Below are 13,342 nucleotides of genomic sequence, written 5' to 3' on the forward strand. Positions count from 1 at the left end.
ACGATCAGGGATGGAACGTCCACCATGCAGGACTCCGCCGCTCTCCAGGGTGCCGCTTCAGCTCCCTCAGCCCCATCGACCCCATCGGCCCCCTTGAGCCCGTCAGCCTCCTCAGCCCCCTTGAGCCCGTCAGCCCCCTCGACCCCCTTGAGCCTCTTGAGCCCATCAGCCCCCTCGCCCCCTTCAGTCCCGCCAGCCTCTTCGGCGCCGCCCACCCCGCCCGTACCACTGGCCGCGCTGCTGGCGCGGGAGGAACTCGGGCTGCGGCTGGTGGCGGGCGTCCCGCAGTCCACCGGCCCGGAGGGCGTCCGCATCCAGTGGGTGCACACCTCGGAGATGGCCGACCCGTACCCGTACCTCCTGGGCGGTGAGCTGCTGCTGACGGCGGGCGTCCTGCTGAAGGACCCCGAGCGGTACGCGGCACGGGTCGCCGAGGCCGGTGGCGCGGCGATCGGCTTCGGGCTGGCCCCGGTGTACGACACCGTCCCGGACGCGCTGGTCGCGGCCTGCGAACGCCGCAGACTGCCACTGCTGGAGGTGCCGCCGAAGACCCCGTTCACCGCGGTCGCGCGAGCCGTCTGGGGGCTGATGGCACAGGCCCGGCTCCGGGAGGTGCGCCGGGTGAGCGAAGCCCAGCAGGGACTCGCCGGCGCCGCGGCCCGCCCCGACCCGGTGCCCGCGGTGCTCCAGCAGCTGGCCTCCCGCCTCGGCGGCTGGGCGGTGCTGCTGGCACCGGACGGCTCGGCCCTGCACGTCTCGGGCCGGGCGCCGTCCAGGGAGGCCCGCGAGGCCCTGGGACGGCTGGCGCGGGTGGTGAGCCCGGAGCCCGCCGAAGAGGAGCCCGCCGGGGACACGACCGCCACCCCCTCCCGGGGAACCGCCGGCGGCCGGACGGCACAGAGCGCGGCGGCGGGCACCGCGCGCCGGGCACCCTCCTCGGCGGCCGACACCGCCGGGGACGCACACCTCGCGGCCTACGCGCTCGGCGGCGGCGAGGGCCTGGTCCTCGGGATCGCCGCCGAGGGGCGCGAACCGGGCGGGCACACGGTCGCCGGGCTCGCCGTCGTGCTGCTGTCGCTGCTCACGGCGCCGCACCGGGGAGCGGACGCGAGCGGGCGGACCGCCGCGCTGGTACGGCTGCTGCTGGGCGGCACCCCCGCCCAGGTCGTCCGCGACCTGGGCCAGGGCCCCTGGACGGTGGTGCACGGGACACGGCCGGGGCAGTCCGACCGGATCGCGGCCTCGGCGCTCGGCGCGGCCCTGGGCAGCACGCTGGTGGACACCGACGGGGAGCGGGTGCGGGTCCTGCTCTCCGGCGACCGGCGCGTGGAACCGCAGTCCGGCTGGACCCTCGGGGTGAGCGCCCCGGCCGCGGCGGAGGAACTGGGCACCGCCGACACCGCCGCCGCCCGGGCGCTGCGCCGCGCGGAGGCCACCCGCGTCCCGCTCGCCCGCCAGCGGTACACCGGCCTCGGCGAGCTGGTCGCGCCCGACGAGGCGGCCGTCCATGCGCGCACCCTGCTGGCACCGGTCGCGGACTCGCCCGCGCTCACCGAGACCCTGCGCGTCTGGCTCTCGCTGCACGGCAGTTGGGACCGTACGGCGGTGGCCCTGGGCGTCCACCGGAACACCGTCCGTCAGCGGATCGCCCGATGCGGCTCACTGCTGGGCGTCGACCTGGACGACGCGGACGCACGGATGGAGCTGTGGTTCGCGCTGCGCTACAGCTGACGTGGCACGGCCGGGGGGAAACCCGGGAACGCCACGGGAAAGCCGGGAAACCCGGAGGAAGGCCCACGGAAAGCCGGGGGAAGGCCGACAGTGAGCCACGAGGAGCGGCAGAGGACGGCCGGAGCACCGGGAGAAAGCTGACGGAAGCCCGGTGGAAAGCAGACGGAAATCAGATGGAGAGCAGAGGGAAAGCAGACGGGGAGCCGACAGGGGACGCGGCAGGGAGTCGGCGGAGGGTCGGCGACCGGCCGGGGGGAAGCCCTCGGGAAGGCCCTGGTGGCCCGCCGGGGTGGGGTGTCCGTCGGACGTACTCGTAATGCTGAGCGAGGCCCAGAGTGAGGGTGGAAAAGGCTCCGTCGCGGTCTTCGTTACTAACGGAAGATCCCCATCACGTAGGCTGCAAATTCCACAAGCACAGCAACTCCCAGAACTCCTCCCAAAATCCTCAGGAGTGTCGGACTGACACCGGGTCCGGGACCGAAGGGGCCATGATCCATGGCAAATTGATGGATACGAAACGCCACATCACGTACATTGAAAGCAATCCCGAGGCAGATCAATGAGAAGACCCCCGACCATGCCGCACCCAGATAATCTCCGACACCACCGGAATCGGTAACGAATTCACTAGTCGGCAACATTCATATTTCCAATCGGCGACAGAACGGGAATCTTGAACCCACCACGCCCCCACATGAATACGGCATCAGAGTGGATATGGCACCGCCGCTCCCAGGCGGACGAGTAAAGGTCGTTCGAAATTACTGATCGAGATGAGAATTATTTCGACCCACCATGAAACCCCCATCACCCGCTTGAGAGGGCAGGTGGCTTCACATTCCAACTATAACGTCTGAAGCTGCACAGAAGAGGGCTCCGACGCCGCAGGTGTCTGCAAACCAAGCGACGGTGAACCGCCTTTGCATGTCATCTTTACCGGAATGTTTTGGCCGGTGTTTAAGGCGACACTTGATCTGCTCTACAGCGCGGTCCGTAGAGCCGACAAAGTGATCGATGAGCGACCCGCCGAAACCAGTGGAGTGGATCTCATCCGCCTGACGCGTGAGGATCGTCAGCGTACCCCCCGTGCCCCCCGATACGGCAGCAATCATCCCATATGGCACAGTGTAGGTGACCACCGGATTAACGATCGCCAACTCGGATTCACCGAGAGTAATCCGCGAACCAAGAATTCGACGGGCCACTGCAATGACTCCGAGGCATGCCGCCATGACGGCAAAGGCGTCCACATCAACGCCATCGGACATGCTCACGGCAGCGCCGAATGACACCATTCCGAAAGGAATAGTCATAATCCACGATAGCGCAACGAAGGAACGCCGACGCAGAGTCTTCTTACCAAGATCCATTGATTTCCCCTTCCTCAGGACCGACCCGCAGCACAGGTGCTCCGACGAGCAGCGGGGTTCTGACAGTACACTCCTTCACCAGGTTCGTCCGTATTGCTCTAAGGGCTGTCCCGTAGTCCCCAGCGGGCGCGCGCGGTCAGCCACGGCACCTCGCCGCGTTATCGGATCGCCCGAATGCGCCCAATATGAGGGCGACCTTCCACCTTACGATGCACCGCATCTGACGCCGCGCGCCAATCCGGGTCTTCGAATTTTAGTTAGCAGCCTCCTACATACGATCCGAGGCTCGAGTTTCCGGCACCACAGAATGCTGTGTTGAATCCAGCATTCACGCTCATGTTTCCGTAAGTCGCTCCCATGTCAATGCGGATCGCCTGATGAACGGTGGCGTGCCTCATGGAATTTGCGGGGGTGACGACTCTAACGGATTCTCTTCTCACAATGGGGCTGGCTCGGTACGCCTGGGACCAACTGGCGGCGCCGCCAAATGCTCTACCAAACGCTGCGGCGCTACCACCGCCGACAGCTGTCCACGCGAGGTCCTTTCCAAGCGCCCTGTAATTGGCGTTTCCTGTGATCAGCCAGTCGCCAGAAAACTTTGCCGCCGCGATTCCAGCACTTACGACGATACAGGCTCCAGCAGAGGCAACAATGCACACACCGAATCCGACGATGGTGGCGCCATCCTTGATGTCGTCCCAGTGATCGCCAACCCACTCCCCCACTGCCGAGTCCTTGGTATTTTTCCAAGCGGCACCAAATTCTCCCTTCATGATATTTCCCCAAATGCCGTCCTTCTTCCTTCGTTCGGCATCTGCTTTGGCCTTGGCTGCTTTGGCGCGGGCGATGGCTTGTGCCTTGGCGCGGGCTGCTGCGGCTCGGCTGGCTTTTGCGGCTTCGTATGCCTTGACGTTGGCTTGGTAGGCGCGGTAACGGTGCTGGGATGCCGTGTCCTTCATGGGGTGGTAGCCCCAGACGTAGCGGCCGTTCCTCTGGGTGTAGCCGACGCGCATGCCGCGGTCGCGAGCCCAGTTGAATTCCTCTACGTCGCTGGTGCCGGCTACCGGAGCGGGGCGCAGGCCGTCGGGGTCGGATTTGGTGAGCGGGGTGTTGTGGGCATAGCTGTAGGCGTGCATCTGCGCCGGGTCGGCGAAGTCGATGATCGGGTCGACGGAGATGAAGGCGCCAAGGGCAGGGTCGTATTCGCGGGCGCCGAGGTGGGTGAGGCCGGAGGGGTCGCTGGTGCCTCCGACGAAGCCTCGGGTGCCGAAGGCGGTGGATTGTTCGGAACGGAGCTGCCTGAGTTCCGCAGTTGGTAGGCATGCGGATGAGTCGAAAACAGGGATTGAGCTGCGGAAACGTCGGGATGGCGCCCGTGCGGGCGTGTGCCCACGTGGGCACGTTGTGGCTGGTCAGGCCGGGTCTGCGGCGGTGATCCGTGGCGGCGGTTTGATGCCGCAGGCGCGGTAGAGGGCGGCCTGCTGGCTGGTGAGCGGGGTGGTCTGGGTGATCTGTCCGGCGTCGCCGGTGAGGGTGACCTCGTGCACGCGGCCGAGTTCGGTGCTGATCCGGTTCCAGGTCTGTCCGGTGCGGCGTTCGGCGACGCGGATCAGCAGCAGTGCGAGCCAGCACAGCAGCACGTGGGCGCGGATGCGGTGTTCGAGACGGTGAAAGACCGGTCGTAGTTCCAGCACCGTTTTCAGATCACGAAATCCGCGCTCGGCTTCCAGGAGAGCCTTGTAGCCGACCGCGATCTCCTCGGCACTCAGGTGCGGATCGGAGCTGGTCAGCAGGTACTTGCCGTCGAGACGCTCCTCGGCCTTGACCTTGGCGCGGTCGATGGCCAGCCGTCCGTTCTTCGACGTTCTCAACCACCGCTTCAGGGTGGGGTGTTCGATCAGCGCGCACTCGGCGCGCACGTGGGCGGCCTCCGCCCGCTCCCGCGCCTTGGCTGTGGTCGCGCGCTTGGCGTCACGTTCACGCTGGGACCGGATCCGCTCCAGTTCGGCCTCGATCCGCTTGATGGCCTCCTCGCGATGGCGACGGTCGCGTTCCTCCTGGGCAGGGTTGTGGCAGATGACGAAGCGCCGGCCCGGGGCCTGGTCGAGCTTGACTTCCTTGACGCGCAGGTTGTCGCGGACGCTCTGGTAGCGGCCCTGCCGGGCGAGCGCGGCCTCGGCCAGGTCGCCTCCGTCACGCATGCGCATCCCGGCGATGTAGTGGCCGCCGGCGCGGGTGAGGTAGGCGAGATTGTCCGCGGAGGAGAAGCCGCGGTCGACCACGGTGATCACGCGGCCCAGCTTCCAGTCGCGCATGTCGTCCTTGACCTGCGGCAGGATCGCCTGGTCGCTGGTGCCGCCGGGCCAGCACCAACACCGGACCGGGACGCCCTCTTTGGTGACAGCCAGTCCGATGGTGATCTGCGGCAGGTCGTCGCGGTGGTCCTTGCTCTTGCCGTAGGCGCGGAACGGGGTCTCGCCCTCGTCGGGTTCGTCGCGTTCGAAGTAGGTATTGGTGGTGTCGAAGAACAGCAGGTCGACTTCGAGGTTGAGGAGGTTGGCGACCGCGAAGAACACCGCTTCCTGCACTTCAGCCTGGGCGTCGGCCTCCACCAGCAGGTCCATGGCCCGGTATGCCTGGTTCTCGTCCATGGCCTCCAGGCCGGGTATCACCGCGTCGCGGCCGGCCCACTCGGCCGCCGACAGCTTGGAGGCCGGGGCGATGGCACGGTTGGCGGCCAGTGCGAACAGCACGCGCTCGACGTCGGTGCGGAACCGGCGCGCGCCGAGGATCTTCTTCAGGGCGGCGTCGATCTCCAACTGCCGCCACAGGCCCTGCAGAAGCCAGACCGCCCCGAGCGGGCGCGAGCCGGTCACCTGCAGGCCGCCGCCGGCCGCCGGAGCGGCCGCGTCAGCGCCGTCCTCGCCCAGGTAGCGGTTGATCGAGGCGACCAGACGGCGCAGGCCGTCGGTGTCGAGCTGGTCCTCGCGGCCGAAATTGTGCACCACCTCGGCCTGCGTAGTGCCGCCCACCCGCCGGTTGTGCGCGAGCTGAACATAGCGAACCGTCGTGCCGTTCTTGTTCTTCCGCTGGGTGGTCCGCAAGTACATGCCCACAGCATCAACGATCACAGCAAGAAGATCAATACCTCATGGACTAGGCGTGTGCCCACGCGATTCACGCGACGCGCATGCACCGAAACACCGTGACCTGCGCAGACACTGATCGACAGACCCGTATGTGCCTACGAACTGCGGAACTCAGGAGCTGGCCGAAGGGGAGCTGTTTGCGGCGGGTGATGGCCTGGCCGGTTACTGCCGCCACGGCGATGAGGGAGGTGCCCTGGTGGTCTCCGAAGAGGAAGGCCCTGCTGGCGCCCTACGACCTGACCGGCCTCACCGTCACGGCCGACGCCCTGCACACCCAGCGCGACCACGCACGGTTCCTGATGGAAGAGAAGAGGGCCCACTACCTGCTCGTGGTCAAGGCCAACCAGCCCGAACTACACCGCCGGCTGCGGTCACTGCCGTGGAAGGACTGCACAGCGCGCAGATACGACCGCGAGAGGGGCCACGGCCGCAAGGAGACCCGCGCCACCAGGGCCCTCACCGTCACCGGCCTCGGTCTGCACTTCCCTCACGCCGCCCAGGCCGCGCGCATCCTGCGTCACCGCACCGACCTCGCCACCGGCAGATGCAGCCGCCAGACCGTCTACGTGATCACGGACCTGACCTCGCAGGAAGCCTCGCCCGAGCGGCTCGGCCGCCTCGCCAGGCCGCAGTGGACCATCGAGAACCGGCTCCACTTCGTCCGTGACACCGCCTTCGGCGAGGACGCCTCGAAGATCCGCACCGGCTACGGCCCCGAGAACATGGCAACCCTGCGCAACCTGGCGATCAACACGCTCCGCGCTGCCGGACACCACAACATCGCCGCCGGCCTCCGGCATGCCTCCTACGAGCCCTTCACACGCCCGCTCGACCTCCTGGGCATCGCCTGACCAGCGGACTCACAAGATCAAGAGACTTTGCAACACCCCTGGCGGGTTGGGTGGTTAGCGCCTGCCGCGCACCCCGCCAATCGAGCTACCCAAAGCCACGGCACAGAAGACGGGAACCACGATGTTGAGCGGCGCCGGAAGGCCTCGACAAGCGAGAAACACCGTAACCACAATCACAACTCCGATCGGAATTTTCCACCGCAACCCCGAAACTCCCACCTTGTCACCCATTAACATCCTTCCTCATTCTGTCAAGGGTCCGCTCGAGCCTCCAAAGAGAAACTCGAGTACGCACAGCACTTGCCATCTGCGCCATTTTCGGACCGGCATACCTAGCCGCCGCCCCGCCGCCAATCCCGGAAGCGGCTGTCTGAATTCCAAAGCTTGACCAGTTCCAGTTTTTGGTTCCGGCGTTAGAAACCGTATACGTGGCTGCACCAACGGCCAACCCGACGCCGACTCCGCAGACGATCGTGGCACCACATGCCGCCCCCGCCAAGAAGCCGCCCACCACGAGCCCCGCGTTCACGTAATCGCGCCAGTGTCGGGAGAAATGGTCACCCACAGCCCCCGCTGCATCAGCTACGCCGGAAACCACCTTTCCGCCGGTATTATCCCAAACTTTGTTGAGTCCTCCGGTGATGCTGCCCCAAATGCCGTCCTTCTTCCTTCGTTCGGCATCTGCTTTGGCCTTGGCTGCTTTCGCACGGGCGATGGCTTGTGCCTTGGCACGGGCTGCTGCGGCTCGGCTGGCTTTTGCGGCTTCGTATGCCTTGACGTTGGCTTGGTAGGCGCGGTAACGGTGCTGGGATGCCGTGTCCTTCATGGGGTGGTAGCCCCAGACGTAGCGGCCGTTCCTCTGGGTGTAGCCGACGCGCATGCCGCGGTCGCGAGCCCAGTTGAATTCCTCTACGTCGCTGGTGCCGGCTACCGGAGCGGGGCGCAGGCCGTCGGGGTCGGATTTGGTGAGCGGGGTGTTGTGGGCGTAGCTGTAGGCGTGCATCTGGGCGGGGTCGGCGAAGTCGATGATGGGGTCGACGGAGATGAAGGCGCCGAGGGCAGGGTCGTATTCGCGGGCGCCGAGGTGGGTGAGGCCGGAGGGGTCGTTGGTGCCTCCGACGAAGCCTCGGGTGCCGAAGGCGGTGGATTGTTCGGAACGGAGCTGGCCGAAGGGGAGCTGTTTGCGGCGGGTGATGGCCTGGCCGGTTACTGCCGCCACGGCGATGAGGGAGGTGCCCTGGTGGTCTCCGAAGAGGAAGGTGAAGCCGCCGGTGGGGGTGCGCATGGCGATGGTTTGGCCGCCGTGGCTGTAGTACCGGGTGGCCGTGGTGGTGCCGTCGGCGTTCAGGGCGAGCTCGTTGCCTTCGGGCAGGTAGAGGGTGGCGGTGTTGTCGGAGTTTCGGCTGAGGAGGCGGTTGCCTTCTGTGTCGTAGACGTAGTCGGTGGACTTGCCCGTCTCGGCGATGGTCTGGAGGTGTCCTTCGGGGTCCCAGGTGAGGGTCTGGTCCTTGCCACCTGACGTGCGGGTCTTCATGTTGCCCGCTTGGTCGTAGATGAAGGTGTCGGTGCCGCCGCCGGTGGTGGCTACGGAGGTGGTGGCGTGTGGCCGGTCGGTGCCGGGGGCGGGCTGGGGGGGGCGGGCAGGATGTTCCCGTCCGCCCCTGCTGCTATGTGGTCAGCCCAAGTCGAGGTTCTCCCGTGCCCCGTGTGCCCCGGGCCGGTCGGGACGGCGCGCCTGCGTCCTGGAGCACAGCCTCACAGCCATTCGGCGAGCTGGTCACGCTGTCGGCCGGCGGCGGACCCGGCCGACGGGGCACGCCGCGTACAGCCCCCGGTTCTTCCCAGGCTGGTTGATCACGACAGCACACACGTGCTAGACGAGGTCCCCCATCCACATGCGCCGGCCCAGCTCGTCCAGCTCGGTCCGCCGCTCCTCGTACTCCGGCAGAGCGCGGCCGAGCAGCCGCCAGAAGTCCGCGCCGTGCCCGGACACGCGTACATGCGCGAGTTCGTGCGCGACGACATAGTCCACGAGATGCATGGGCAGTTGGAACAGGGGCCAGCCCAGACTCATCCGCCCGGCTCCGGCTCCGCCGCCGGGCGGACGGTAGCTGCCCCAGCGGCCGCCCAGATCCGACACGTCCAGCGCCGGCTCTGCGACTCCCATCCGCGCCGCCCACGGCTGGAGCCTGCCCGCGGCCCACTCACGGCCCGCCCGGCAGTACCAGGCGACGAGCGCGGACCGGCCCAGGGCCGGGTTCTCCGACTGTTCCCGACTGAGGAGAAGGCACCCGGCGACGAGCCGGACTGCGGCGTCCTCCGGGCGCTCGGCGTCGACGGCCAGCCGATACGTCCTCCCCAGATACCGGAACACCTCACCCTCGACGAGACGCTTGGGCGGGTTGAGCGGTCGGGTTCGCTCTCTCTGCGCCGTCTTGGCCACCACCCATGCCCGGTGAGCCCGGACGAACGCGAGGGCGTCAGCCGCCGGGCGTCCCTGGGGCGCGTGCAGGGTGACCGCGGCGTCGCTCTCCACCGTGAGCGCGAACCTCTTGCGCCGGGCGCTGACTCGCACGTCGAGTTCCAATCCGTCGACAGCGAGCCGATCCCCCTCGGCAAGGGCGATCGGCTCGGCCGGACCGGCGATGGCGGCAGTCACGCCGCCTATTCTCCCCTCAGCCTGGCCAGGAACGACGCCCGGTTCTGCGCGGCGTAGTCGGCGAGCCGTTCGGCGAGATCGCGAAGCGCCGTCCACTCCGTGCTCACCGGACGCAGCCGGCCCTTGACCAGGTCCATCCTGATCCTTTCGGCGAGGAGGGACAGGTCCTGGTGCTGGCCCTGGTAGGCGGCCTTGGCCATGGTGCGGGCCGCCGTGTCGCACACCGCCCCGACGACCGACCGCAGGTCCGCCGCGCTCGTGTCGATATCCGGGTTGTCTCCCGCCTCCCTGCCCAGCAGCCGGTACAGCCGCTGCTCCAGCGGGGTGAGCCCCGCAAGCCCCGGATCCTCCTCTTCCTCCCGCCGGGCCTGCTCGAAGAGCGGCCCGAATGCCTCGATCTGCTCCTCGAAGCGCCCCGGCATCTCCCGCAGGATCTCCGCCAGCCTCTCCGAGAGCCTGGCGTACTTCTCCGGGTCCTCCCTCTTGACCCGCTCCTCCAGATGGAAGCGGAGGGCGTGCCCCATCTCGGCCGCCGCCTCGCGCGGGGGCATGGCGCGTACCTTCTCGTCGAACCGCGGCGACGTCAGGGACACCGGCGCGATCACCTGGTCGATCTCAGGGCCCTCCAGATGGTCGGCGATCAGCGCGCGCACCTTGCGCCCGTACGCACGCATCGTGAAGGAACCGCCTGAGGCGTCACGGTGGAGGGTGCGGATGCGCTTCTGCAGCAGGCCCCAGCGGCGTGCGTCGCCCACGTGGTTCAGGCCGTCCTCGTGCGGCAGTACTCGCTCCAGGACGGTGAGGAAGTGGTGCAGCACCTCGTCGAAGCCCCGGCGGGTCGCTTCGTCGTCGAAGGCGAGGGCGGCGGAGCGCACGGCGGCGAAGTCGACGAGATCGGCGTCGGTGACGCCGGCCCGAGCGCTGAGGTAGCGGCGCACCTCCTCGGCCGCCGGCCCCAGATCGTCGACCTCCTCGGCCATACTGCGCATCGTGTCGTCGACGTCGTCCTTCCGGTAGTCGGCGAGTGCGCTGCTCAGGTGCTCGAAGACGCCGTAGTAGTCGACGACGTACCCGACCTTCTTGTCGGGCATCGGCCGGTTCACCCGGGCCACTGCCTGGAGCAGTTCGGCATCCCGGATCGGGCGGTCCAGGTAGAGCGCCTGTTCACGCGGCGCGTCGAACCCCGTGAGCAGCATGGACTTGACGATCAGGAAGGCCACGGGGCTCTCCGGGTGCACCGGGTCGGGGCCGGCGGCCGATGCCCCGGGCTGCTCCGCTCCTTCCTGTGACCACGGGTTGTCCCCCGTGCCGCCCGGGTCCCGCGACTCCTGCACCGGGGAGTGGAACGGGGTGGTGGAGACCCACTCGGGTTCCGGCGGCGGTGTGGGGAACGCCTCGTGGAAGCGCTCGATGTACGCCGCCTGCCGCACCGGGTCCGTCCAGTACAGCCACCGGCGCCGTTTGCGCTCCTTGCCGGGCGAGATGACGGGCACGAAGTCGATCCTGCGCAGCAGCGAACGGAACTGGTACGCCTGGAACAGATAGCGGGTGCGCGAGGGCAGCTCGTCGAGCGGGATTCCGGCGACCGACTCCGGCCGGAACGCGGCGAGCTCCACCATCAGCGCGTCCCGCGCGGCACGCAGCGCATGGTGGTACTCGACGGCGGCCTTGCGACTCACCGCGGCGACCTGCGCCTTGAAGCCCCCTCCGGGCAGCACCGTCGTGACCCAGTGCTGCAGCATGTCCTCGGCCTTGGCCCGGATCATCGGCCTCGACTCGGCGACGTCCCGCTCGGTGGGCCAGCGATTCAGCAGCTCGCGGCGCTGCTCGTCGGTGCGGTCGCGGACGAGGTCCGCGAAGTTCCGGTCCAGGCCGTCCTCGTCTAATACCTTCCCCTCCCCGGTACGGCCCTCGTAGCGGATGCGGACGACGACGCCGTCGTGTTCGGCGTCCGCCATCCGGTACATGTCCAGGAACTCCCGGTCCGGGCCGCCGCCGAAGATCCGGCGGGTGTCCCCGGCCCTGCCCGTCATGATCGGGGTGCCGGTGAAGCCGATCTTCGCCGCGTTGGGGATCGCCCTGCGCAGGGCGGCGTGCAGCAGACTCGTGTGCGACCGGTGCGCCTCGTCGACGAGGACGAGGATGTCCGGTGAGGTGTTGCACTCGGGGAAGTTCGGCGCCGGCGGCGGCTTCGCAGCTCCGAGCCCCCGCCGGGCCTTCTCGGCGTCGTCGTACTCGGCAGCCAGATCCCGCTCGTCGCCGTCCCCGTCCGCCTCCGCCGCGAAGGCGAATCCTCCGGCACCGTACTTCTGGATCATCGCGAACACGACCCGCCGGCCGCCGTCCCGCAGCAGCCCCTGCATCTGGGTCGCGGTCCTGGCGGTCTCCACCTCGGACTCGCTCAGCCTGAGCGTCCGGGCGAGCTGCTCCTGCAACTGGGTGCGGTCCGTGACCACGACCACCGTGAACTCGCCGAGCCGGTGGTGCAGATGCATGCGGCGGACGAGGAACGTCATGGTGAGGCTCTTGCCGGACCCCTGGGTGTGCCAGATGAGGCCGCCGCGCTCGTCTTCCAGGATCGGCCCGCCGCGCGTCCTGCCCGTGAGCAGCCTGCGGACCGCCTTCTCGGCGGCCCGGTACTGCTGGTGCCGGGCGACAGCCTTGACGGTACGGCTGCCGCCCGACTCGGTCTGGACGGGGAGGGGGATGACGTAGTGGCGTACGACCCTCAGCAGCGCGGCCGGACGCAGGACGACGCCCACCAGCTTGTGCCGCTCGTTGAGTCCGCCGGTGCCGTCGGGCAGTTCGGCGGTGAGAGTCGCCTTGCTCTCCGGCTCGATGCTCCGCCAGGGGTGGAAGTGTTCCGGCGTGCACGTGACCGTGCCGAGGTACGCGGTCTCGGCCGTGGCCGCGACGAGCAGCTGGACCGTGCGGAAGAGCTCCGGAACCCCGGCGGGCAGCGCCGGGGCAGTCGCATCCCGTTCGTCGTCGGACAGCGGGTCTCCCGCGTAGTGCCGCAGGTCGAGGACGGCATCACGGATCGGGTCGGCGAGGTCGGGGCTCTTGCACTCGACTGCGACGAGCGGAATCCCGTTCACGAAGAGGACGATGTCGAGGATCGACACCTCGCCGGAGCGATTCCGCATGTGGAGCTGGTCGACGACGGTGAACTCGTTGCGCCCGGTGCGGCCCTCGTGCCACTCGATGTACTGGACGGTGGCGGAGGGGCCGCCGTGCCCGGCGGAGGGACCGGCGAGGAGCAGACCACTGAGCAGCAGGTCGGTGGCGGCGAAGTTGGCCTTGTCGATGCCGGCGCCGAGGGAGACGGAGGCGAGCTCGGCGATGGAGCGCCTGACGTCCGTCTCGTCCATCCACGGCTTGCCGTCGGCGGCACGGAGGTTGATGCGGCGCAGCGCCTCGCCGAGGGTGTCGACGAGGAACGGGGTATCGGCTTCGAGGGTGCCGACGTCCCTGCCCGGGACGTGCGTCCAGCCCATCGCCCGGAGCTGCGCGACGGTCGGCCGCTCCACCTCGTCCCGCTCGACCTGCATCGCCGCCATACCCCACGCCCCTCGCCCGCCG

At 68.3% G+C, this 13,342-nt stretch carries 8 protein-coding genes; 2 read left to right on the top strand and 6 right to left on the bottom strand.

Features of this window, described 5'->3' with window-relative positions; all coding sequences use genetic code 11:
• The first annotated feature begins 24 nt into the window (after nt 1–24).
• A complete protein-coding gene (locus tag DDQ41_RS07185; RefSeq protein ID WP_262508378.1) occupies nt 25–1,731 on the top strand; it encodes a PucR family transcriptional regulator in 1,707 nt (568 codons plus the stop codon).
• An 833-nt stretch (nt 1,732–2,564) separates the two neighbouring features.
• Here the strand turns inward: DDQ41_RS07185 and DDQ41_RS31185 are convergent.
• The 3 genes from DDQ41_RS31185 to DDQ41_RS07195 all read right to left on the bottom strand — a co-directional run bounded on the left by DDQ41_RS31185 (nt 2,565) and on the right by DDQ41_RS07195 (nt 6,211).
• Nucleotides 2,565–3,101 carry a hypothetical protein gene (locus DDQ41_RS31185; protein WP_162602630.1) on the bottom strand — a complete coding sequence of 179 codons (537 nt, stop codon included), beginning with the start codon at nt 3,099–3,101 and terminating at the stop codon, nt 2,565–2,567.
• 257 nt (nt 3,102–3,358) lie between these two features.
• Nucleotides 3,359–4,447, bottom strand: a complete 1,089-nt coding sequence (locus DDQ41_RS07190; protein ID WP_109293727.1) for an RHS repeat-associated core domain-containing protein — start codon at nt 4,445–4,447, stop codon at nt 3,359–3,361.
• Between the two features lie 66 nt (nt 4,448–4,513).
• Entirely contained in the window at nt 4,514–6,211 is a 1,698-nt protein-coding gene (locus tag DDQ41_RS07195) for an IS1634 family transposase (RefSeq protein WP_109297466.1), read from the bottom strand.
• 227 nt (nt 6,212–6,438) lie between these two features.
• On the opposite strand from DDQ41_RS07195, the gene DDQ41_RS07200 reads away from it, so the two are divergent.
• On the top strand, nt 6,439–7,101 hold the full coding sequence (locus DDQ41_RS07200) for an ISAs1 family transposase (protein WP_262508379.1): 663 nt from the start codon (nt 6,439–6,441) through the stop codon (nt 7,099–7,101).
• Nucleotides 7,102–7,324: 223 nt separating this feature from the next.
• Here DDQ41_RS07200 and DDQ41_RS07205 read toward each other — a convergent pair whose 3' ends face one another.
• The 3 genes from DDQ41_RS07205 to DDQ41_RS07215 form a co-directional block, all read right to left on the bottom strand.
• A complete protein-coding gene (locus DDQ41_RS07205) occupies nt 7,325–8,635 on the bottom strand; it encodes an RHS repeat-associated core domain-containing protein (protein ID WP_109293728.1) in 1,311 nt (436 codons plus the stop codon).
• Between the two features lie 339 nt (nt 8,636–8,974).
• Entirely contained in the window at nt 8,975–9,760 is a 786-nt protein-coding gene (locus DDQ41_RS07210; protein ID WP_109293729.1) for a M48 family metallopeptidase, read from the bottom strand.
• A 5-nt stretch (nt 9,761–9,765) separates the two neighbouring features.
• A complete protein-coding gene (locus tag DDQ41_RS07215; RefSeq protein ID WP_262508380.1) occupies nt 9,766–13,320 on the bottom strand; it encodes a type I restriction endonuclease subunit R in 3,555 nt (1,184 codons plus the stop codon).
• Nucleotides 13,321–13,342: the final 22 nt, after the last annotated feature.

It is taken from the genome of Streptomyces spongiicola (assembly GCF_003122365.1).
Classification (GTDB): domain Bacteria; phylum Actinomycetota; class Actinomycetes; order Streptomycetales; family Streptomycetaceae; genus Streptomyces; species Streptomyces spongiicola.

Excerpts from the sequence above, each read along its gene's own strand:
- DDQ41_RS07185 (WP_262508378.1), top strand. The coding sequence starts at position 25 with ATGCAGGACTCCGCCGCTCTCCAGGGTGCCGCTTCAGCTCCCTCAGCC.
- DDQ41_RS31185 (WP_162602630.1), bottom strand. The coding sequence starts at position 3,101 with ATGGATCTTGGTAAGAAGACTCTGCGTCGGCGTTCCTTCGTTGCGCTA.
- DDQ41_RS07205 (WP_109293728.1), bottom strand. The coding sequence starts at position 8,635 with ATGAAGACCCGCACGTCAGGTGGCAAGGACCAGACCCTCACCTGGGAC.
- DDQ41_RS07195 (WP_109297466.1), bottom strand. The coding sequence starts at position 6,211 with ATGTACTTGCGGACCACCCAGCGGAAGAACAAGAACGGCACGACGGTT.
- DDQ41_RS07215 (WP_262508380.1), bottom strand. The coding sequence starts at position 13,320 with ATGGCGGCGATGCAGGTCGAGCGGGACGAGGTGGAGCGGCCGACCGTC.